This is a genomic window from Geotalea uraniireducens Rf4 (assembly GCF_000016745.1).
In the GTDB taxonomy this organism is placed as follows: domain Bacteria; phylum Desulfobacterota; class Desulfuromonadia; order Geobacterales; family Geobacteraceae; genus Geotalea; species Geotalea uraniireducens.
In genome coordinates, this window is record NC_009483.1 from 1,305,001 (window position 1) to 1,327,011 (window position 22,011).

Sequence of the window (22,011 nt, forward strand, 5' to 3'; positions counted from 1 at the left end):
CCGTCAGTAGCGGCGAGCGAACGCGGAACAGCCCAAACCCGTATCATTTCGATGGTATGGGGGTTGTGGGGCCGGTTGGGGATATCCCGAAGAGTTACAAAGTTCATGTATAGTTTAACAGTCTGGAAAGTCTGGCCATAGTGGGTGATAGCCCCGTTGACGAAATACATGAGCCTCTTTGAACCGGTACCCGAGTACTGCGGGACACGAGAAATCCCGTGGGAATCTGGGAGGACCATCTCCCAAGGCTAAATACTATCCTCTGACCGATAGTGAACCAGTACCGTGAGGGAAAGGTGAAAAGTACTCCGATGAGGAGGGTGAAATAGAACCTGAAACCGTATGCCTACAAGCAGTGGGAGCACTATGGAGCAATCCAGTGTGACCGCGTGCCTTTTGCATAATGAGTCAGCGAGTTACTTTTTGCAGCGAGGTTAAGCTCTTAGAGTGGAGCCGTAGCGAAAGCGAGTCTGAATAGGGCGACATAGTTGCAGGAAGTAGACCCGAAACCGAGTGATCTATCCATGTCCAGGGTGAAAGGAAGGTAACACTTCGTGGAGGCCCGAACCCACTGGCGTTGAAAAGCCAGGGGATGAGGTGTGGATAGGAGTGAAAGGCTAATCAAACTCGGAGATAGCTGGTTCTCCCCGAAATATATTTAGGTATAGCCTCACAAAGTAAGTAGCGGGGGTAGAGCACTGGATGGGCTAGGGGTCCTACCAGATTACCAAACCTAACCAAACTCCGAATACCGCTAACTGTTATTGTGGGAGTCAGACTGCGGGTGATAAGATCCGCGGTCGAAAGGGAAAGAGCCCAGACCGTCAGCTAAGGTCCCAAAATCTATGCTAAGTGGAAAACGATGTGGAAATGCCCAGACAACCAGGAGGTTGGCTTAGAAGCAGCCACCCTTTAAAGAAAGCGTAATAGCTCACTGGTCGAGTGGGTCTGCGCGGAAAATGTAACGGGGCTAAGCATAGTACCGAAGCTACGGATTCGTACCTTAAGGTATGAGTGGTAGGGGAGCATTGTGTAAGCCTGCGAAGGTCGATCGTGAGGACGGCTGGAGGTATCACAAGAGATTATGCTGACATGAGTAGCGAAAAACAAGGTGAGAAACCTTGTCACCGAAAACCCAAGGTTTCCTAAGTAAAGGTAATCTGCTTAGGGTTAGTCGGTCCCTAAGGCGAGGCCGAAAGGCGTAGTTGATGGGAAACAGGTTAATATTCCTGTACCACCTGTTGTTGCGATGGGGGGACGGAGAAGGGTAGGCGAGCCGGGTGCTGGACGTCCCGGTTTAAGCGTGTAGGCGGGGAAGAGAGGTAAATCCCTTTTCCCATTAACGCTGAGGCGTGATGACGAGAGCGTATGCTCACAAAGTCGTTGATCCCATGCTTCCAAGAAAAGCCTCTAAGCTTCAGACAGCAGGTGACCGTACCGTAAACCGACTCAGGTGGGTGAGGAGAAAATCCTAAGGTGCTTGAGAGAACACTGGTTAAGGAACTCGGCAAAATGATACCGTAACTTCGGGAGAAGGTATGCCCTCATCAGGTGTAGCGATTCGCACGTGAAGCCGAAGAGGGTCGCAGAGAAATGGCGGTAGCGACTGTTTACTAAAAACACAGGACTCTGCAAAGACGAAAGTCGACGTATAGGGTCTGACGCCTGCCCGGTGCCGGAAGGTTAAGGGGATTTGTCAGCCGCAAGGCGAAGCTTTGAACCGAAGCCCCGGTAAACGGCGGCCGTAACTATAACGGTCCTAAGGTAGCGAAATTCCTTGTCGGGTAAGTTCCGACCTGCACGAATGGCGTAACGATTTCCGCGCTGTCTCAACCAGTGGCTCAGCGAAATTGAATTCTCGGTGAAGATGCCGAGTACCCGCGGTAAGACGGAAAGACCCCGTGCACCTTTACTACAGCTTGACAGTGACATTCGAAACAGCTTGTGTAGGATAGGTGGGAGACTTTGAAGCTGGTACGCCAGTATCGGTGGAGTCAACCTTGAAATACCACCCTGGTTGTTTTGGGTGTCTAACCCAGGCCCGTTATCCGGGTCGGGGACACTGTCTGGTGGGTAGTTTGACTGGGGCGGTCGCCTCCCAAAGAGTAACGGAGGCGCGCGATGGTTCCCTCAGGCTGATTGGAAACCAGCCGTAGAGTGTAAAGGCATAAGGGAGCTTGACTGCGAGACCAACAAGTCGAGCAGGTACGAAAGTAGGTCTTAGTGATCCGGCGGTTCTGTATGGAAGGGCCGTCGCTCAACGGATAAAAGGTACGCCGGGGATAACAGGCTGATCTCCCCCAAGAGTTCACATCGACGGGGAGGTTTGGCACCTCGATGTCGGCTCATCGCATCCTGGGGCTGAAGTAGGTCCCAAGGGTTTGGCTGTTCGCCAATTAAAGCGGTACGCGAGCTGGGTTTAAAACGTCGTGAGACAGTTTGGTCCCTATCTACCGTGGGCGTAGGATACTTGAGAAGAGCTGTCCTTAGTACGAGAGGACCGGGATGGACGTACCTCTAGTGTTCCAGTTGTTCCGCCAGGAGCAGTCGCTGGGTAGCTACGTACGGAAAGGATAACCGCTGAAAGCATCTAAGCGGGAAGCCTCCTTCAAGATTAGGTATCCCTGGGAGCAATCCCCTAAAGGCCCGTTGTAGACCACAACGTTGATAGGCTGGGTGTGTAAGCACAGCAATGTGTTTAGCTGACCAGTACTAATCGGCCGTGAGGCTTGACCATAAAAAATAACTTAAAGGGGGGTGGTAACCCACCCCCCAATATAAATCAATCAAAAAACCGTACTGCAAATCAAACAAATATGCGATTGCCGAGATAAAGTCGGTTCAACGTTCTACGTTCTAGGTTTAAACCTTGAACATAGAACCTTGAACCTAGAACACGCGCAAAGCGCGACAAGTTTCTCGGTGGCTATGCCGAGAGGGTCACACCCGTTCCCATCCCGAACACGGAAGTTAAGCCTCTCAGGGCCGATGGTACTGCACGGGTAGCTGTGTGGGAGAGTAGGTCGCCGCCGGGATTTAATTTAAAAGCCCCACTTCTTTTTTGAGAGGTGGGGCTTTTTGCGTCCTCAATCTCTCTTCGGCTGCCAATATCGAGAATATCGAGAATTACTCTGCTCCAGTGCATGCAAGACAATAATAGTAGGCTTTTCAAAATAGTCTGTTACAGTGTATTGCAGAATCTAAGCCAGGACGTCAATTATCGGATCAAGTGTTTAATGAGTTTATTCTTTCTGACATTTTTTATTGTTTACGGCAGCGTTCACGTTTACACTTCAGCGATCTTGGAAAAGAGCCGCTGGCCCCAGGGTTTCAAATGTCCTTCCTGTCAGAGTACCAGCCACTGTGTAGTCTGGCATGCACAAGTCAAAACATTTCAGTGCAATCGGTGTCATACCCAGACAACGCTGACCGCAGGCTCGATTTTTCACTCAACCAAGTTGCCGCTGGTCCAATGGTTTCAGGCCATGTACTTTCTCACGCAAACCAAGAACAATGTCTCGGCTCTGGAGTTGAAGCGCCTGATCGGTGTTTGCTACAAAACCGCATGGCGTGTGAAGCACAAGCTCATGCAAGTTATGGTTGAACAGGAGCAGGACACGATTTTGCTCGGCCGGGTCGAAGTAGATGATGCCTACCTGGGTGGAGAAAACCCAGGAGGCAAGGCCGGGCGAGGTTCGGAAAACAAGACGCCGTTTATTGCTGCTGTTGAAACCAATGAAAAGGGCCATCCACTTCGTGCTGTGTTTACAAAGGTGCCAGCCTTTAACCGCGAAGTAGTCACCGAATGGGCAAAACGGTCACTGTCAGCTTCAGCGACAGTGGTAAGCGACGGACTGGCCTGCTTTCGTGCAGTTACCGAGGCTGGATGTTTCCATACCCCAACCATTGTCGGGAAGAAACGCAAGAGTACCGACATTGTGTGTTTCAATTGGGTCAATACCATTCTCGGCAACCTCAAGACGTCGATCTCTGGAACGTACCATGCATTTGATTTCGAAAAGTATGGAACTCGTTACCTGGCTGAGGTTCAATACCGATTCAACCGCCGGAAGGATCTGCGCGGCATGCTCTCGCGACTGATCTCGGCGGCGGCTACTACTGGCAAGCATCCCGAGCACAATCTCAGACTGGCTGAAGATTGGCGCTAATCAGGAGCTTTAATCCCCTGCCACCGAGCCTCGTTCCGTTGCTACCCCCGCTTGCCTTGTTGACGCTGGCTTTGAATCCTGCCTATGCTACCGCACACTATTTCATGGCTTTCACACGGAAAAACTGTATATGATAAGGATTGTAATCTTGATAGTGCTTGTTGTACTATCTGGCGGACCATAACACAGGTTGTACTGTTTGCGGATATGACTATGGGTAAGAAAATATCGGCCAAAATATCTCGCCCAACTCTGTGCAAGGTTGTGCAAAGAACGAGACTTTTCGCTCTTCTTGATGAAAAATTGGCTAAACCTGTCGCATGGGTATCCGCGCCTGCCGGTTCGGGCAAGTCAACACTTGTTGCAAGCTATCTTGACGCGCGGGAACTTCCCTGCATCTGGTATAAATGCGATGAAGGGGACGCGGATCTCGCCACGTTCTTCTATTACATGGGGCTTGCCGCAAAGAAGGCCGCACCGCGTTACAAGAAGCCCCTCCCTCTGCTGACGCCGGAATATCTGGCCGGCATCCCCACCTTTACCAGAAGATATTTCGAGATACTCTACAGCCGCGTAATGCCTCATTGCTCTCCCTCCTTATCGAGGATGGGGATGGGAGCGGTCATCGTTCTCGACAATTATCAGGATGTGCCCGCTGAATCCCCATTTCACGAAATGGCGGCCACCGGTTTTGACAGTATCCCCGAAGGTGTTCATGTCATGGTGATAAGCCGTAGCGGCCCGCCGTCCGCCTGTTCCCGCCTCCGGGCAAATGATAAGATCGGCCTGCTGCGGTACAGCGACATCCGTTTTACCCTTGCAGAATCAATGGAGCTTGTTCAGAGACGCATACCGGCTCTGGATAATGAACACGCAAATATGCTGCACGAAAAGTCGCAGGGCTGGGCCGCAGGCATCATCCTGATGCTCGAACGGGCAGGGCTCGGCGGAACGGGAATCGAAGGGGCGGCGGATCTTGCCTGTGACAGGATATTCGATTACTTTGCCGGAGAGATATTCGACAGGATGGAACAGGTGGTTCGGGATTTCCTGCTGAAGACCGCCTTCCTCTCCGTGCTCAGCGTACCGCTGGCCGACAGGCTGACCGGGTCCGGCAGTGCGGGGCGCATCCTCTCCACCTTGAACCGCCGCCATTATTTTACGGAACGGCTCTCCGGCAGCGAACAGGCCTACCAGTACCACCCCTTGTTCCGGGAGTTTCTCCTGAACCGGGCAGAAACGGCATGCGCTCCCGATGAAGTGGCCGCTGTCCAAAGAAAGGCCGCACTGCTCCTGGAACAGGACGGCCGGATGGAGGAGGCGGCACGGCTGTACGGCGATGCCGGAGACCGGGATGGTCTCGGCCGCATGGTGACCGGTCATGCCAGGGAACTCCTGGGGCAGGGACGCAGCAAGACCGTCGAGGAATGGCTGGCAGCCATCCCCGGCGGGCCGGCGGACGATGAGCCGTGGCTTCTGTACTGGAGCGGGATGTGCGCCATCCCGGTGGATATGCCCCGCGGCCGGGCATCCCTGGAAAAGGCTTTCGCGTCGTTCCGGGCCATGGGCGACACCACCGGCATCTATCTTTCCTGGGCCGGCATTGTGGATACCTATGCCTTCGGGCTGGACGAGTGGCAGCCCTTGGACGGTTGCATAACGCTCTTCGAAGAACTTCGGAGCATCTGGCCCGACTTTCCCTCGCAAGAGACAGACCTGATCGCATCATCCCGGATGCTCATCGCGCTTACCTTGCGAAAGACCGACCAGCCGCAGTGGGTACAGGAATGGTTGCAGCGTGTTTCCGCGCTCCTTCAGGAAAACCCCTCTTTTGACATCCAGATGGACACCATGTTCTGCATGAGCGTTTATTACCTGTGGAAAGGGGAGTACGACAAAAATGCCCTGCTGTTAGAGCGGGCCGGGGCTGAGATCCGTCAGCGCAAGCCGTCCCCCTTTGCCGTCATCCGGCTGAAATTGATGAAAGGGATTCATTACTGGATTACCGCCCAGTATGATGCGGCCTTGAGCACACTTGCCGAAGGGCTGGAAATCTCTACCGAAAGCGGCGTGCTTGTCTTTGATTCCCTGCTGTGGGGATTCCGGGCGGCTGCGGAAATGGCATCGGGCAACCGGGAGCTGGCGTCGGACCTGTTGAAACAGCAGATGTCCACTCTGCTTGGCATGGAGAAAACGCTGGACAGCTACTTCTACCACGTCAACGCCGCCTGGTTTGCGATCCTCACCGGCGTGCCGTCCCGTGCCGTTGAACATCTGGACATCGTGGCTGCAAAGGCAGAGCGGATGGGGACTCCCTATTACCGTGCGCTCTGGCATATCGGCGTTGCCCAGACCGAGTTTATGCTCGGTCACCTTAAGGAGGCCAAAAAACACATCCAGAATGCACTCCGGATGAGCCAGACCATGAAGAGCCAGGTCTTGGAGTGGTATGCGCTTCTGATTTCCGCCTGGTTTCAGTTGCGCCATGGCAAACAGACGGAAGGGCTGCTGTCGCTGCACCGCAGCCTGTCGCTGGGGCGGCGGCACGGCTATGTCCACCTGGAATTCTATCAGCCCGATGTCATGCGCTTCCTGTTTGCCGTGGCGCTGGAAGAAGGGATCGAACCCGATTACGTGAAAGGGGTCATCAGGAAACTCGGGCTTGCTCCCCCGCAACCTCCCGACTGCGCCGCTTCGGCATGTTGCCTTGAGGAGTGGCCGTACCCGATAAAAATCTACACCCTCGGCAGGTTCGAGATCGTCAAGGACGATGAGCCGCTGCATTTTACCGGCAAGGAACAGAGAAAACCGCTGGAACTGCTCAAGGCGCTCATTGCCCGCGGCGGTCGTGACGTACCCGAAGAGCGGCTTAACGACGACCTCTGGCCCGATGCCGACGGCGACCAGGCGCACAAATCGTTCGAGACCACCCTGAGCCGCCTGCGCAAGCTGCTCGGCGACGAGACCTCCATCACCTGCCGGGCGCGGCAGGTGGCCATAAATCCGCGCTGTTGCTGGGTGGACACGCTAGCCCTGAATCATGTTTTCGAGAAGATCGGGCAGGCTCCGCCCGAACAGAGCGTGCTGCTTCGTGAAAAGGCGTTTGGCCTCTATAATGGTAACTTTCTTCCTGCAGACACCGCCCTCTCCTTTGTAATTGCCAGCCGCGAAACGCTCAGGAACAGGCTGCTCCGCATCATCCTTGCAGCGGGTCGCCATTGCGAGCAGGCCGGGGAATGGGAGCAGGCCGCCGATTATTATGCAAAAGGCATCGAGACGGACAATCTGGCCGAAGAGGTCTACCGGTGTCTCATGGTCTGCCAGCGCAACCTCGGCAATAACGCCGCTGTCGCCAAAACCTTTAACCGTTGCCGCAGCCTGCTTCAGTCCGAGCTGGGCATAGAACCCTCCCCCGAAACCACCGCCGTTTACACCGCCATGGTTCACCAACAATAAATCCCGTTCTCCCCCCGTTTTTAAGCTAAAAAAATTTTCAAAAAATTTCCAATCTGTGGGTCATCTGTGGGTAGCCGTCTGCCAGAATCCGGACATGCTGAATAAATCCGCAACAATGAAAGGAGATTCACCCATGTCAGACATCACGAGCATCGCCAAGACCGTCCTTCCCATCACGCAACTCGTCAAGGTTACCGATGAACTGAAGAAGCTCGCGCCACCTTCGGCCGCGAACGAGACCTGGCTGGACGCCGCCGTAACCTTCAGCTTCTCCCAAAGCGCCGGCGGGGCAAACCTGGAGGGGTGGATCACGTACTACGACGGGACCAAGGTCCATATCCAACTGGGGAAGGTCACCGCGCAAATCGGCACGGTAGCCGGCGCCGCGGCCATACCATGGGTCCGGGTCAAGCCGCACGGCGAATACTGCGGCGAGGGGACCCTGGAGCTGAACGGCGCATGGTTCTCGGCATCCCTTCGTCTGAAATCGTCCGCCGGCGACTTCCTCATCCCCAACGTCCTGAGCGCCGCCTGCGCGGGACTGGGAGATTTCCGCCTGGAGGGAACGGTTACGTATACGAAGGCAGATTGATCTTTTGAGGTTCCTGGGGGACGCCGGCGACGTGCGTCCCCCAGGTTATTCAAAATGCAGTAACCTCGAAAAAGTCGTTCTCCGCCGTTTTCTGGGTAAATCCCCATTCCTCCTCCGCAGCATCTATTCCCCAACAACCACCTAATGGTCTGCATAATTTTTATCCCAATCTGTGGGTCATCTGTGGGTGGCCGTATGAGATGATGGTTTCCATCATGACTGAACTATCGACAGCAAACAGCTTTGTCGTGCGGGTTTACCGCGTTGACACGGAAGATCCGCACAAACTTGTCGGGCAGCTGGAAACCCTGGACGGCAGCGGGGAACGGCAGCCGTTTACCGATCTTGGGGAACTGGCGACGTTGTTGAACCGTGGTGCCGGAAAGCGGCGTGGGCGGGGAAAAGGTGCGAAAGCGTAGGGGCGGGTCTTGTTTCTCGCAGTCCAAGACAAATAACCCTCAATCTTTTGCCTGCCGGGTTCCTTTGTAACGAGTGATTTGAAGAATCGATACGGCTACACGCAGATAAGGAGTCACCACCATGATCAGATTCCGTTTATTGTCTCTCACCGGAGCGCTGCTGCTGGCACTGGTGCTGCCGCCTGCCGGGCAGGTCTTTGCGGCGGCGCCGACCAACGGTCTGGTGGCCTGGTATCCGTTTAACGCCAACGCCAACGATGCCAGCGGCACCGGCAATAACGGCAACGACCATGCCGGCACCATCAGTGGGCCGTCGCGATCCGCCCTGGACCAGTTCGGGCGGACGAATCATGCCTATTTCTTTGACGGCTCTTACAACGCATTCGATTTCATCACCGTGCCTGACTCCCCCAGCCTGAGCTTCACCAACGGCTTCAGCGCCTCGTTATGGGTGAATTTCACCGCGGTGAACGACCTATACTTTGGCTACGACTTTCAGTCGATCTTTACCAAGGATAACTTTAACAGCCTTGGTCTGATGCTCAGAAACTCCGATCACTTACTCCTGTTTTATCATGCCGGTTTGAGCCAGCCCTATTCCCAATACTCCTGGTCGGATGTTCAGCCTGGTGTCTGGTATAACGTCACCATCACCTACGACGGCAGCAGTCATACCACCCGATTCTTTATCAACGGGACCGAGAAGAGCGCCACCGCGGTGACCGGCACCCTGACTGCCAATAGCCTGCCGCTGATTATCGGCGCGGATAACGTCAACGGTCTGCCCTATCCCTTCACCGGCAAACTCGATTCCATCCGTTTCTACAACCGGGCTTTGTCGGCGGCAGAGGTGCTGGCCATCTACAACGACGACAAACAGCTCCCAACCTCCGTAGAAGGGGGGGAACTTCACTCCTGCGGAGTAAAACCCGACGGCAGCGTCGCCTGCTGGGGAGACAATTCCAAGGGGCAGGCTCCTGCTGTCGTGGCCGGGCCGTTCACCCTGGTAAGCGCGGGTGAAAGCCATACCTGCGGGGTCAAGACGGATGGTACGGTCGCCTGCTGGGGATTAAACTCCTCCGGCCAGGCGCCGGTTGCCGCCATCGGTCCGTTGTCCAAGGGGATTGTGGGAACTAACTTCTCACAGGGACTAACCGTGAATGGCGGCAAAACACCTTACACCTTTACTATCGTCTCCGGCACGCTCCCACCTGGCCTCGGTTTGTCCGCCAGCGGCACGCTCAGCGGCGCCTCCACGACAGTCGGTACCTATTCATTCACCGTCAGGGTCTTGGACGCAACCGGTCTGATAGGAAACAGTCAAAACCTGCAAATGACGGTAAAGTACGGCTCCGCTGCCGGGGTTGCCTCAAACCTCAATCCCGCAGTCTACGGTCCGGCGATCACCTTTACCGCCACGGTCACTGCGACGCCGCCGGGGGCGGCCGGCACGGTGACTTTCAAGGAAGGTGCCACCCCGATCTGCTCCGGGGTTACCATAAGCGGCGTCAGCCGGTCACCTTTACCGCCACCGTAACCAGCGGGGCAACCGGCACGGTAACCTTCAGCGACGGCGCCACGCCGATCTGCACCGGGGTGGCCCTGAGCGGTACCCATGCCGTCTGCAGCACCATGGCCCTGGCCATTGGGTCGCACACCATAACAGCAACCTATGGCGGTGACGGTAACTTCAGCGGTTCCAGCGGAATATTTACACTCACCGTAACAGTATACACCCCAGGCTCTTTCTACGTTGGCGTCCAAAACGACAACGGCAGCGGCGACGCCATCGCCAACTGCGCCAGCGCGGACAATAGCGACTGCACCCTCTCCTCGGCAATCCAGGCGGCCAACAACGCCGGCCCGGGGCCGCACATCATCACGCTCAAAAACAACGTGACCCTCACCGGCCGGATGCGACGGCTGATCGAGCAGAACATGACAATCCGGGCCGATGTCAGTCCCCGCACGGTTTCGTGCAGCTCCGGCAGCGGCGGCCAGCCATTTTTCATTGGCGGCGGCCTGGCCGGGTCCACCGTCAGCAACGTTGCCTACCCAACCCTGAACAACCTGAACGTCACGCTCAAGGGGCTCTCCATCAGCGGCTGTATGGCCAAGGGTGGGGACAGCGGCCTTGGTGGTGGCGCCGGCGCCGGACTGGGGGGGGCGCTCTTCGTCTACGGTGGCAACGTATCCCTGGAAGATATGACCTTCTACGGCAACCGGGCCCAGGGGGGGGAGCCACAACGTCAAGCGTCGCTGGGGGTGGCGGGATGTACGGCAATGGAGCTTTCACAAGCGCCATTCTTGGCGGGGGCGGTCTCTGGTCTAGTGCGACCGATAACATCGGCGCCTGTGGCGGTCTTGGCGATTACGCCAGCTGTGCCGCTACCCTGTTCGGCGGGGGCGGCGCACCGGCCGGTTTCGGCGGGGGGGGTAATGGCGGCGGAGTTGGCGCAAACGGAGGCAGTACCATTTCTGGCGCTGCCGGCGCTGTAGGCGGTTTCGGCGCTTTCGGCGGCGGTGGCGGCGGTGGCGGCGCAGGCGGCAAAGGTGGCAAAGGTGGCAAAGGTGGCAAAGGTGGCAAAGGTGGCAATGGCGGTAATGGCGGTAATGTCGGCAACCCCATCTACGTGGTTGGCAAAGGCGGCAGTGGTGGAACCGGTGGGCATGGCGGTTTTGGCGGTGGTGGAGGCGGTGGAGGCAGCGGAGCAGTCGGCTGGTGGATGTCGTACCCCCCCGGAGCAGGCGGTGGCCGCGGTGGCGGTACCGCTGGCGGTTTCGGCGGCGCTTCCGGGAACGCGGGTGGCGGTGGCTCCTACGGTAGTTATACGGGCGTCGCAGGAGCCAGAGGCGCCTATGGCAGCGGCGGAGCCGGCGCAGGCTTGGGGGGGGCGGTGTTTGTCCGCTCCGGCAGCCTGACCCTGAAGAACGTAAGCTTCAGCGGCAACCAGGCGCTGGCCGGCACCGGCGGTTCCGGGGGCGCGGCTGGCTACGGCGGCGCACTCTTCATCTGCACCAGCGACCTGGATAACGACAGCAGCGCCAACGGCGCCAAGGGGAGTTGCGGCGGCAGTGTCAATGTTGCCGGCTCCTGCGGTGTCAGCATTGGCAGCAATGGCCCCAACAGCGCCGGCAGCGGCAGCCCGGACTATTACTGGAGCGGCAACACTACGGCCCTGGACGCCATTCCTGCCTGCAGCTCCACGGGTCCTGCCGGCAGCGTCGTCATCGACCCGGTCGCGCCGAACGTTATTTATGCCGGTATCGATGGCACCGGGATTTTTAAGAGCACGGACAGCGGCGCAACCTGGAACGCGCCGGCGCAGCAACCGGCCAATCTGCGGATCAAGGCCCTGGTTATTCAGCCGGGGGACAGCACCAAGCTGTTTGCCGCCAGCTACGGCGGCGGGGTGTACGCGAGCACTGACAGCGGCAGCCACTGGGGCGCCTGCGCCAGTCTCCCCTTCAGCCAGGCGGTGCTCACGCTGACCATGGACAAGAGCACCCCGCCATGGCTGTATGCCGGAACCGAGGTAGGGATTTTCGCCAGCAGCGACGGCTGTGCCGGCTGGACAACACTGAACAGCGGACTGCCATACTGAAATGGAGGCAATGGTTATGACGAAAAGCAGACCGTACAGACCAGCGGGATGGTTGGCTGCGGCCTTCATGGCAGCCTGGTTCGGGCTGACTCCTGCAACTGCGCGGGGAGGCAGCTTCTTTGTGGGTGCGCAAAACGACAACGGCAGCGGCGACGCCATGGCCAACTGCGCCAGCAGCGGCAACAGCGACTGCACCCTCTCTTCGGCGATCCAGGCGGCCAACAATGCCGGGCCTGGCCCGCACACGATCACCCTCGTGAGCAACGTCGCGCTCACCGGCCGGATGCGGCGACTGATCGAGCAGAGCGTCACCATCGCTCCGGTCAGCGGAGTGCGCAGTGTCTCGTGCAGCGCCGGCAGCAGCGGTCGTCCCTTCCTGATCGGCGGCGCTCTGGCCGGCACCACAACTGGCGGCGTTGTCTATCCGCCACTGAACAACCTCAACGTGACGCTCAAGGGTATTACGGTCAACAGCTGCATGGTCAAAGGGGGGGACAGCGGCCAGTACGGCGGCGCCGGCGCCGGACTGGGCGGGGCGCTCTTCGTGTACGGCGGCAACGTCACCCTGGAGAACATCTCCTTCACCAACAACGGCGCCCAGGGAGGGGGTGTCACCCTGGCCACCAATATCGGCGGCGCCGGCATGTTGGGCGCCTCCACGAGCGCTGTTAATGGCGGCGGCGGTCTCTGGGCCGATGCGGCCGATAACAGCGGCGCCTGCTCCGGACTTGGCGACTATGCGGACTGTACGGTAACCGGTTTCGGGGGTGGCGCTGCCGCCGCCAGCGCCACCGGCAGCAGTGGCGGGCCGGGACAGTTTGGTGGCGGTGGCAGCCCCGGCAGCGGAGGTTTCGGCGGCGGCAGTGGCGGTGGTGGCGGTACTGGAGGCTATGCCAATACTTATATGAATGCGATATATTTTGGTGGAGCGAGAACTCCCGGTGCCACCGGTGGCGCCGGCGCCGGCGCCGGCATGGGGGGGGCAATCTTTGTCCGTTCTGGCCTCCTCACCCTGAAAAAGGTCAGTTTCAGCGGCAACAGCGCCACGGCAGGCAGTGGCGGCCAGAACGCTGCTGCCGGTTACGGCGGCGCGCTCTTCGTCTGCACCAGCGACCTGGATAACGACAGCAGCGCCAGCGGCGCCAAGGGGAGCTGCAGTGCTGCCATCGACCTGGCCGGTTCCTGCGGCGTCAGCTTCAACGGTAACATCGCCGGCACCGGCAATGCCGATTATTACTGGAACGGCAATGCCACGGCCCTCAGCGCCATTCCGGCCTGTCCCGCCACAGGACCGGTCAGCAGCATCGTCGTCGATCCGCTCACCTCGACCATCCTCTATGCCGGGCTGGACGGCGTCGGGATCTACCGGAGCGCCGACCGCGGCGCCACCTGGAGCGTGGCGGCCCAACAGCCGGCCAGCCTGCGGGTCAAGGCGCTGACGATCGACAAGAGCGACACCACCAGATTATACGCCGCGAGCTACGGCGGCGGGATGTTCAAGAGCACGGACAGCGGCGGCCACTGGGCCGCCTGCAGCACCCAGCCGCCGAACCTGAACGTACTGTCGCTGGGGATGGACAAGAACGGCAAGCTCTTCGCCGGCACCGAGGCCGGGGCGTTCGTGAGCAATAACGGCTGCGGGACGTGGGCGGTCATGACCCGCGGGCTGCCGTAAAGGCTAACCCCTCCCCCGCCTCCCCTTAAGCTAAGGGGAGGAGCTTTAAAGTTCCCCCTCTTGGGATAAGAGGGGGGCAGGGGGAGTTACGAACGCAGTACTGCCGCAATAAGAGGAACAGACCATGAATAAATGCTGCCTGCCGATATCGCTCCTGCTCACAGTCCTTCTCGCCGCTACTGCGGTGGGGGCGCCGCTTCCCAGCCGCTGGAACGGCGCCGGTCCCTTTGCCAACGGCCTGGGGGATCGAGCTATCACCGCCCTGGCCATCAGCGACGACGGCACGGCCGTTTTTGCCGGTACCGGCAGCGGCACCGGTAGCGGCACGGTGGCAACCCCGGGCTGCGGCTTCGGTACGAGCGGCGGCTGCGCCGCCAGCGACGCCGATACGGTAACACTGACGGCAACCCCAGCCAACGGCTCCACCTTCAGCGGCTGGTCCGGCGGCACCGGTTCGGCTTCGGCCTGCTCGGGCAACGGGAGCTGCACCTTTGCCGCCGGCCAGGATTCGAGCGTGGCGGCCACGTTCACCCTGAATCCTCATAACAACGTAACCCCGGCGGCCGGGGCCAACGGCAGCATTGCCCCGAACACCCCGCAAAGCGTCAATTACGGCGCCACCACCCAGTTCACGGTGACGCCGGCCCCCCATTACCATATCGCCTCGGTGACCGGCTTCATCATCCCGGCCAGCGCCACCAGTCTGACGGTTGCCATCAGCAGCTTTACCGCGGGGGACGACAGCGGTGTTGCCGGCTATCTGGTCAGCGAATCGGGCAGCCAGCCTGCCGCAGATGCCACCGGCTGGAGCGTTGCAGCCCCGACCGGCTATACCTTCTCTTCTCAGGGGAGCAAGATCCTCTACGCCTTTGCCAAAGATGCTGCCGGCAACGTCTCCGCTCCGGCTCCGGCGGCGGTGGTGATCACCCTGTCCGACAGTACCGCACCAACGGTTGTTACCTTTACGCTTCCGGTTACCTTAAACAGTCTGACCGTGGCCGTGACAAGCTTCACCGCCAGTGACGCCGTCGGCGTTACCGGCTATCTGCTGAGTGAATCGGCCTCCGCCACGGCAAACAGCGGCAACTGGACAAGCACACCGACCAGTTCGTACACCTTTGCCACTGCCGGGGCCAAAATCCTTTACGCCTTTGCCAAGGATGCGGCGGGCAACGTCTCGGCAGCAGCCGGCGTCACTGTTACCATCACTCTTCCGGACATCACCGCTCCCACGGTAACCGGCTTTAGCGTATCGGGCAGCACCACCAGTTTGATAGTGACAGTCTCAAACTTTATGGCAACCGACGACACCGCCGTCCACCGGCTATATTATTACCGAAAGTTCCACCGCGCCGGATGCGGCTGCCAGCGGCTGGAGTTCCACACCTCCCGCTTCCTACACATGTGCCACCGGCGGCAGCAAGATCCTTTACGCCTACGCCAAGGACGATTCGGGGAATATCTCGGCGGCAGCCATGGCAGCTGTCAGCGTAACGCAAACCGGCAGTATCTTCACCATCATGGATGCCCTGGTGGCCTTGCAGATTGCGTCCGGCGCCATCCCCCCCACGCCTGCCCAAACCGTGATGATGGACGTGGCGCCGCTGGTCAACGGTGTATCGGCGGGCGATGGTAAGGTGGATATCGAGGACGTGCTCGTAATTCTTTACAAGGTTGTCGGGATTATCAAATGAACCAATTACGAAGGAGAAATATCATGAATAGAATTTTGATGTTGGCAGCTGCAACTTTTCTTGTCGCTACGCTGTCCGGTTGCGGCAATTCGGATGTGCAACTGACAACTCAATCAACCACCAGCGACTCGTATGTTTTTGCGGCGGGGAAATCGGTGATCACGTTCAGCGCGTACAGCTCACGCACTCTATCCGTGCCGATCAGCGCCATCGACCTGTTCGTAACGCTGCCGCAAGGGATGAGTGTGGCCACCGTCAGCGGCGCCTCGGGTTCGATAGATCCGGCAGCGATGACGGCCGGCAGTGTGCTGGCTGGGACAAATCTGGCCTTTGGCACGTACTCGGCATCAACCCGCAAGGTGCGGCTTTCCATGGCGACGACAAGCCGCAGCTACCGCTCTGGCGAGTTCTTGCGGCTGACCTGCGACGTGACAGCCACCCCGGTTATTACTCTGGGTGATTTACGTGCCTTGAATTTCCCTGTGGTGCAGGTGACTAAGGCGGTTGGCTATGACCCGTCCACCCTGAGCACTGTCGTGTTGACGGACAGCATCAAGATCACTATTGACGCTGCGCAATAGCGCAATGAAAATAATTATTTTCCAATCTGTGGGCAATCTGTGGGTAACGGCGTGATATTTTCTCATCACCATGACCGAACTTTCGACCGCAAACAGCTTTATCGTGCGGGTTTACCGCATTGACACGGAAGATCCTGCCAATATCACCGGTTTGGTGGAAATGCTCGACGGCAGCGGAGAACGGGTGCCGTTTACCGACATTAACGAGCTGGCCGCGGTGTTGAAGCGCGGAGTGGGCAAGCGGAAAAAAACGAAATTGTAATCGGGGGGACAGGAAAGGTGGTGAGGGACTGTTCAGGCAAAAAAATATCGGGGTGTCGGATATGCAGTGTGGCCCGGCAAGTTGCAAAGATGTAGAAGCGGTTGTGACGATCTATGCCCTTCATGATTTCAAGGAACAGGCGGACTGGTTTTACGTGCGTCAGGAAGGACAACTGAGAGCCGGCGGAAATTATCATCCCTGTGACGTAAAGGATTTCCTGGGCGCCGGTTATCATTGGGAAGGGTATTACATCGGCAACTACACCATGGACAACTGGATTGCGGGAGTGGCGGACCCCGCTGTGCAGATGTTTCGTTCCAGTCCTTCCACCGAACCACCAAGACAACGGTTTCCAGCAGTGTCGATTGGGAATTCAAGGGCGATGTGGGGTTCGAAGGCACGAAGCCGACCGGTAATGTCGGACTGAAATTGAATTTGCATAACAAAAGCGAAGTCACCTTGCAAGATTGCCAGGCATTCAACGAGTCTCTCGATAACGGGTCGAACGCCAAGTGGCGCTATCAGTTCCGCGAGGTCTCTCCGATAATATACTTCGCGTTCGTCGACTTCACTCGTGCGTCGGAGCTGCAGCACGGCATGTTTCAGCCAATCAATCAATGGCTCTGGCGGTTTTCCGGTGATGTACGCGAGGGTTACGATGCCAAGTGGTTCCGCTCGAAATTCGCAGTGGATCATGTCTGCAGCCAGGGAAAAGATATCGCAGCCTATTGGTTGTCCAAGTTTGAACACATACACATGTGTGCCGGCGAGACCTTTTTCGTGTCGCTGCCGTACCCTCCGCTGCTGATGGTTGACAAGAATATGAGCCTTGACAAGGCGGGGCAATCCAAGGCCGTGGACATCGGCGTAGGGCGCGACTGGTCGGTTTTTCCCGGCCAGCCCTGGTGCCGTATAGAACCGGCGAGCGGGACAGCGGACAACACGCGGGTAAACATCACGGCGGACGAGAACACCACAGGGGCCAGCCGTAATGCAATCATTACCTTCAAGACCAGGGATATCAAGGGGTCAGCCACGACAGATCTTTTCCAGTCGCACTACTGAAGGCTCAGGAGTATGAAGGCTTAAATGGGCGTGGCATGGCAGCATAGCGCACCAACATCCTCGGGAGCGCACAGCAGGACTTTACCCTGGCAGTCGGCAAGGCGACCGCCATCGCCACCCTCGGCAACCTGTCGGCAACCTATGATGGCTCGCCAAAGTCCGCCACGGCAACTACCACGCCGGCCGGACTTGCCGTCACGATCACCTACAACGGTTCCGCCATTCCCCCGACCACGCCGGGAACTATACGGTCGTCGCCACGGTCAGCGACGCTAACTATCACTTCTGTGTGTTAGCCTCCTTCTCCTCGACCCATGCCTGGGTCAGTGACAGGTGCCGAAGAAACTCTCCGGCATACAGAAAGTGAGCTTCAGTGGCGGAGACGTTAATGCTGTCGTCGCCGCGCTGGATGATCAAGGCGTATCCCGCCTTGTTGTTTCGATCGTATTTCTCGACAGTCAATTTGGTGACTATCTCGCCGTCTTTGCTTTCAAACTTATGGGTGAGGGTTTCTTTGCCCCCATCCCGGTAAACCTTGTTGATCCTGCGGAACAGATCGAAACATTCCCATGGTTCGGCGACAAAGCGGATCTGCTGTGCTTTACTCTCCATTTTGAAGAAACGAAAAGAAATACGTCCCTCGTGCGGTTTGCCCTCCTGCCGCTTTTCGTAGGAACTGATTTCAACCCCTGCGCTCTTTGCGTAAATGGTAAACTGCGGTACTTTCATCAATCGCCTCCTTTGCAAACAGGGTGAATTACATACGCACTGATAATTTTCCGGTGATGTTGATTCCTTCCGGCGCCACGTGGGCCCGGTAGGCCAGGATTTCAACGCCGTTGGCTGCTGCCTGGCGAAGCAGTCTGCCATACTCCGGGTCGATTAAATCGGCTGGGGCGACAAATTCGCCATCCGCCCGCTGCACTACAAAGAAATTCACCGCACGGTGTCCCTGTCTGACTACCCCCATCAGTTCGCGGAGATGTTTTTGCCCGCGGGTGGTGGCCGCATCGGGGAAGAGTACTGCATTACCCTCGACAAGGGTCACATTCTTCACTTCCACATAGCAGAGTTGATCCGCATTGCAAAGGAGCAGATCGATCCGGCTGTTTTCACCATAACGAACCTCCGGGCGGATTGTTTGATACCCCTGAAGTTCAGCGACAAGCCCGTTTTCGATAGCCTCGCGCACCAGCCGGTTGGGTAGTCCGGTGTTGATCCCGATCCAGCAGCCATCCGCCTTCACCAGTTCCCAGGTATATTTGAGTTTTCTTTCCGGCTTGTCGCTGCGGGAGAGGAATGCCGGGCTTCCGGGTGTTGCACACCCTTTCATGCTGCCGGAATTGGGGCAGTGGGCGGTGACGATTTCGCCGCTCTCCAGCTCGAAATCAGCAAGAAAGCGCTTATAGCGGCGGATGAGCGTGGCAGGAAATAAGGGGATTGGCAGTTGCATGGAGATGTTAATATCACGCCGGCGGGTAACAATGCAATGAAGAACGTCTGTGAATCTAGAGCCTGACCAGGTGGACTGCGCAGGAGATGCAGGGATCGTAGGCGCGTACCAGCATTTCGAGCTTCAGTTTCAACTCAGCCTCGTCTGCACCTTCCATTTCCCTGGCAAGGGCCAGCAGATCACGTTCCATGGCTGCCTGGTTGATGGCGGTGGGGGTGATGATGTCTGCGGCCGTGCAGAACCCCCTGTTGTCGAAGCTGTAGCTGTGGATGAGAACTCCCCTTGGCGCCTCGGTGGCGGCGCTGCCGCTCCCTTTTCGCGGCGCGATAGAAACCGGTCTGTCAGGTTTTGTCTCGAAGCTCAAAAGGGTGGCTATGATCTCCAGGGAGCATTCTACGGCCAGAATCAGCTCTATGGCCTGGGCCAGATTGTTGCCCCGGATGTCCGTGTCAATCAGTTTTTCCCGCGCATCAAGAAAAGCCTGATTAGCCATGGTTGTCAGCCCCATTCCCACATTGAGCCGGGCTAGTGCGCCGACGATGACGGCTTCTCCTTCGAAGCGGCTTTGCTTGGCATAGGAATGGCCGATGACCTTTTCCGGTAAGGCTTCCCGGTAGTTCGAGGCCATGAAGGATCGACCGTTGCTTAAATCCAGCCTGTCGCCGAACAGCGGAGATGATGTTTCCCCTTGCACGGCCATGAATATTGAACGCGGCAGAGGGGGGCCGGGAACGGCGAATGAAGCGAACAGATTGCAAGCTTCGATGGTGTCGGGGAGGATGGTTTCGAGTGCCACTTGTAGTTCCCGTAATCCCGCGTGGTTGACCCGTTTTCCCATGCCGCCGGGGACGATGTTCACCGGGTGAATAAGCCGCCCCCCTACGGTTTCCTGTATCAAATTGCCAACTCCTTTTATCCGCAGCCCCAGTTTTAACAGTTCCGGCGCATGTGTTGCCAGGTCGGCAAAGCTTGCGGCATTATAGTAATCGGGCAGGGCAAGGCAGAAAAGATGGAGGGCGTGGCTCTGGATATGGCCGCCGTTAACGATCAGTTCCCGGTAGAGGCGGGTCTCCTCGGAGACATCGATCCCCAGGGCATTTTCAACGGCCAGCAGGGACGTTACCCGATGGATTGTGGAGCAGAGGGAGCAGATGCGGCAGATGATCTCCGGCACCTCCTCGAAGCTTTTCCCCAAGAGGAGCGCCTCAAACAGCCGCGGCGGCTCAGTCAGCGCAAGTTCGACCCGTTCGGCCCGCTTGCCGTCCATGTAAACCCGGGCGATGCCGTGTCCCTCCACCCGGGTGAGGGGCTTTATCTCAATAACGTTGCTCATAGTCCCACTCCGGGTAGAAACGGCGCATCCTGCTGATGATCTCCTGGCGAGAGAATCCCTTTTTCAGCAGCAGCTCCATTTCCGCAGCGACATTGGCTTCAGCTGCCGGCCCCCGGCACCCTTCGCACTTTATGGAAACCGTCGGGCAGCGGGCATTGCAACCTGCCTGGATCAGGGGGCCGAGGCACATCTCGTTCCGCTCGATGAGGAGGCAGAGATTCTCGCGGTTGCGGCATTCCGTGCAGACAGGATAGCCGGGAAACACCGGCAGCGTGCCGTGCAAGATCGATGCAAAGGTTGTCAGGAGTTCCCCTTTCTCCGGCGGGCAACCGGTGATGGCAAAATCGACCGTAACAAAGCGCTGAAGCGGTCCGGGCGCAAAGGTCTTGATGCTATGGGCGGAATCGCCGTAGATCGTTTCAGCCAGTTCCTTCCGCGATTCGTTGTTTTTCATGGCCGCTATTCCGCCCCAGATGGCGCAGGTGCCTATGGCGACGAGAAGGCTGCTCCGGTTGCGCAAGTTGATGAGCGTTTCCAGGTCTTCCGGCGTTGAAACGGCTCCTTCGACAAACGCTACGTCCAATGGCCCGCATTCATCACTCCCTGAAAGCCCCATGGGGAACCAGGCGAAGCGGAACCGTTCAGCCACCTGCGGCAGTTCCTCTTCGCAGTTGAAGAGGGTGAGCTGGCAGCCGGAGCAGGCGGTAAGCCCGGCGATGGCGATGACCGGCTTGGTCATAAGGCCCCCTCGATGGTTTTCAGGTCGCTGTAGCGGAAAACCGGTCCGTCGATGCAGCAGAGCAACTGTCCGACGGCGCAGTGGGCACAGCGCCCCAATCCGCATTTCATCCTTCTTTCCAGGGAGAGGAGGATGCGCCGGTCGGAAAAACCCAGCCCCTGCAATTCGCCGATGATGCAGCGATAGAGTGCGGGAGGACCGCAGACGGCTGCATAGCAGTTGTCTGCGGTAATGGGCACCCCACGCAACAGGTCCGGAAGGAGACCGATATTGCAGCTTGGTTCACAGGCACTCTCTTCGGCGGCAAAATCGACGGTCAGCATCAGCCGCATGTCCCGGCGGCAGGCAAGTTCCCTCAATTCATCGCGGAGCAAGAGGGCGGAAGGCTCCCTGGCGCCGTACATGAGGGTAATCGACCCATAGGCATCCCTCTGTTCAAGGAGGTGGCAGAGAAGCGAATGGAGCGGCACGATGCCGAGACCTCCGGCCAGTAGCAGGATGTCCTTGCCGGCCATCTCCGCTATGGGAAATCCGGTGCCGAAAGGTCCACGGATGCCGACCACATCCCCCTGCCGTGCCTTGTGCAGCTGGGAGGTTACATGCCCCACCTTTCTCACGCACAACTCAAGGGCGCCGTCATTTCCCGGCGGGTTCAGGGGAGAGAAGGGGGCTTCCCCGGCAGCCGGCGCTGAGACCTGGACGAACTGTCCGGGAACGAAGGTAAAGTCGCGCGCTGCCTCCTCGTTCATCAGCCGCAGCCGGAAGAGCGCCGTGTCGCCGGAGATCGGCTTGATCTCAACAATCTCGGCCGGTGACGGTATGTTTGTCATCTGGTCAACGGGCATTTCCCAACTCCATTGGTCGCTGAACGGAGTGAAACAACTAACCTAAAACCGGCTTTTGCCACGAATTACACGAATAAACACGAATCAAATCAAAAACTTTGAAAAATGTTGACAAAACCAATG

Annotated in this window: 18 protein-coding genes, 2 rRNA genes and 1 pseudogene (1 of these 21 only partly in view); 16 read left to right on the top strand and 5 right to left on the bottom strand. The window is 58.0% G+C overall.

Annotation, left to right across the window (positions count from 1 at the left end; translation table 11 throughout):
* From GURA_RS05645 to GURA_RS25265, 16 genes and pseudogenes are all read left to right on the top strand, one after another.
* Nucleotides 1–2,737: ribosomal RNA gene (locus GURA_RS05645) — 23S ribosomal RNA — on the top strand; it begins 237 nt to the left of the window's first position.
* Between the two features lie 181 nt (nucleotides 2,738–2,918).
* A 5S ribosomal RNA gene (gene rrf, locus GURA_RS05650) occupies nucleotides 2,919–3,035 on the top strand.
* A 201-nt stretch (nucleotides 3,036–3,236) separates the two neighbouring features.
* Complete coding sequence (locus GURA_RS05655) at nucleotides 3,237–4,169, top strand: IS1595 family transposase (protein ID WP_407639336.1); 933 nt, start codon at nucleotides 3,237–3,239, stop codon at nucleotides 4,167–4,169.
* 303 nt (nucleotides 4,170–4,472) lie between these two features.
* A complete protein-coding gene (locus GURA_RS05660) occupies nucleotides 4,473–7,625 on the top strand; it encodes a BTAD domain-containing putative transcriptional regulator (protein ID WP_232278978.1) in 3,153 nt (1,050 codons plus the stop codon).
* Between the two features lie 133 nt (nucleotides 7,626–7,758).
* Nucleotides 7,759–8,217 (top strand): hypothetical protein, encoded by a 459-nt coding sequence (locus tag GURA_RS05665; RefSeq protein WP_011938039.1) that lies wholly within the window; start codon nucleotides 7,759–7,761, stop codon nucleotides 8,215–8,217.
* Between the two features lie 200 nt (nucleotides 8,218–8,417).
* The gene (locus tag GURA_RS05670) at nucleotides 8,418–8,636 is read left to right on the top strand and encodes a hypothetical protein (RefSeq protein ID WP_041245292.1); all 219 of its coding nucleotides are present in this window, start codon (nucleotides 8,418–8,420) and stop codon (nucleotides 8,634–8,636) included.
* 121 nt (nucleotides 8,637–8,757) lie between these two features.
* Nucleotides 8,758–10,173, top strand: a complete 1,416-nt coding sequence (locus tag GURA_RS05675; protein ID WP_011938040.1) for a LamG-like jellyroll fold domain-containing protein — start codon at nucleotides 8,758–8,760, stop codon at nucleotides 10,171–10,173.
* Nucleotides 10,119–10,304, top strand: a pseudogene (locus tag GURA_RS25090) (Ig-like domain-containing protein); the annotation flags it as partial. The gene GURA_RS05675 and the pseudogene GURA_RS25090, both read left to right, overlap by 55 nt.
* A gap of 605 nt (nucleotides 10,305–10,909) precedes the next feature.
* Nucleotides 10,910–12,241, top strand: coding sequence for a WD40/YVTN/BNR-like repeat-containing protein (locus GURA_RS24575; RefSeq protein WP_268741738.1), 1,332 nt, complete (start codon nucleotides 10,910–10,912; stop codon nucleotides 12,239–12,241).
* Nucleotides 12,242–12,257: 16 nt separating this feature from the next.
* A complete protein-coding gene (locus tag GURA_RS05690) occupies nucleotides 12,258–13,916 on the top strand; it encodes a WD40/YVTN/BNR-like repeat-containing protein (RefSeq protein WP_041245294.1) in 1,659 nt (552 codons plus the stop codon).
* Between the two features lie 124 nt (nucleotides 13,917–14,040).
* A complete protein-coding gene (locus GURA_RS22675) occupies nucleotides 14,041–15,552 on the top strand; it encodes an InlB B-repeat-containing protein (protein WP_049818887.1) in 1,512 nt (503 codons plus the stop codon).
* Nucleotides 15,553–15,633: 81 nt separating this feature from the next.
* Nucleotides 15,634–16,191 (top strand): hypothetical protein, encoded by a 558-nt coding sequence (locus tag GURA_RS05700; RefSeq protein WP_011938044.1) that lies wholly within the window; start codon nucleotides 15,634–15,636, stop codon nucleotides 16,189–16,191.
* A 70-nt stretch (nucleotides 16,192–16,261) separates the two neighbouring features.
* Nucleotides 16,262–16,453, top strand: coding sequence for a hypothetical protein (locus GURA_RS05705; protein ID WP_011938045.1), 192 nt, complete (start codon nucleotides 16,262–16,264; stop codon nucleotides 16,451–16,453).
* Between the two features lie 61 nt (nucleotides 16,454–16,514).
* The gene (locus tag GURA_RS24130) at nucleotides 16,515–16,880 is read left to right on the top strand and encodes a hypothetical protein (protein WP_157046129.1); all 366 of its coding nucleotides are present in this window, start codon (nucleotides 16,515–16,517) and stop codon (nucleotides 16,878–16,880) included.
* A 2-nt stretch (nucleotides 16,881–16,882) separates the two neighbouring features.
* The gene (locus tag GURA_RS05710; protein WP_157046130.1) at nucleotides 16,883–17,518 is read left to right on the top strand and encodes a BACON domain-containing protein; all 636 of its coding nucleotides are present in this window, start codon (nucleotides 16,883–16,885) and stop codon (nucleotides 17,516–17,518) included.
* A 110-nt stretch (nucleotides 17,519–17,628) separates the two neighbouring features.
* Nucleotides 17,629–17,814, top strand: a complete 186-nt coding sequence (locus GURA_RS25265; RefSeq protein ID WP_407639368.1) for an MBG domain-containing protein — start codon at nucleotides 17,629–17,631, stop codon at nucleotides 17,812–17,814.
* Here GURA_RS25265 and GURA_RS05715 read toward each other — a convergent pair.
* From GURA_RS05715 to GURA_RS05735, 5 genes are read right to left on the bottom strand one after another with little or no spacing between them, the layout of a single operon-like run.
* A complete protein-coding gene (locus GURA_RS05715) occupies nucleotides 17,798–18,247 on the bottom strand; it encodes a hypothetical protein (RefSeq protein ID WP_011938047.1) in 450 nt (149 codons plus the stop codon). The genes GURA_RS25265 and GURA_RS05715 overlap by 17 nt on opposite strands.
* 28 nt (nucleotides 18,248–18,275) lie before the next feature.
* Nucleotides 18,276–18,971: a DNA/RNA nuclease SfsA gene (sfsA, locus tag GURA_RS05720; protein WP_011938048.1), complete on the bottom strand. Its 696-nt coding sequence runs from the start codon at nucleotides 18,969–18,971 to the stop codon at nucleotides 18,276–18,278.
* A gap of 55 nt (nucleotides 18,972–19,026) precedes the next feature.
* Nucleotides 19,027–20,304 (bottom strand): Ni/Fe hydrogenase subunit alpha, encoded by a 1,278-nt coding sequence (locus GURA_RS05725; protein ID WP_011938049.1) that lies wholly within the window; start codon nucleotides 20,302–20,304, stop codon nucleotides 19,027–19,029.
* Nucleotides 20,288–21,043, bottom strand: coding sequence for an NADH-quinone oxidoreductase subunit B family protein (locus GURA_RS05730; RefSeq protein WP_011938050.1), 756 nt, complete (start codon nucleotides 21,041–21,043; stop codon nucleotides 20,288–20,290). Before GURA_RS05730 ends, GURA_RS05725 begins: the two co-directional genes overlap by 17 nt.
* A complete protein-coding gene (locus GURA_RS05735) occupies nucleotides 21,040–21,888 on the bottom strand; it encodes an FAD/NAD(P)-binding protein (RefSeq protein WP_011938051.1) in 849 nt (282 codons plus the stop codon). Before GURA_RS05735 ends, GURA_RS05730 begins: the two co-directional genes overlap by 4 nt.
* Between the last annotated feature and the right edge of the window lie 123 nt (nucleotides 21,889–22,011).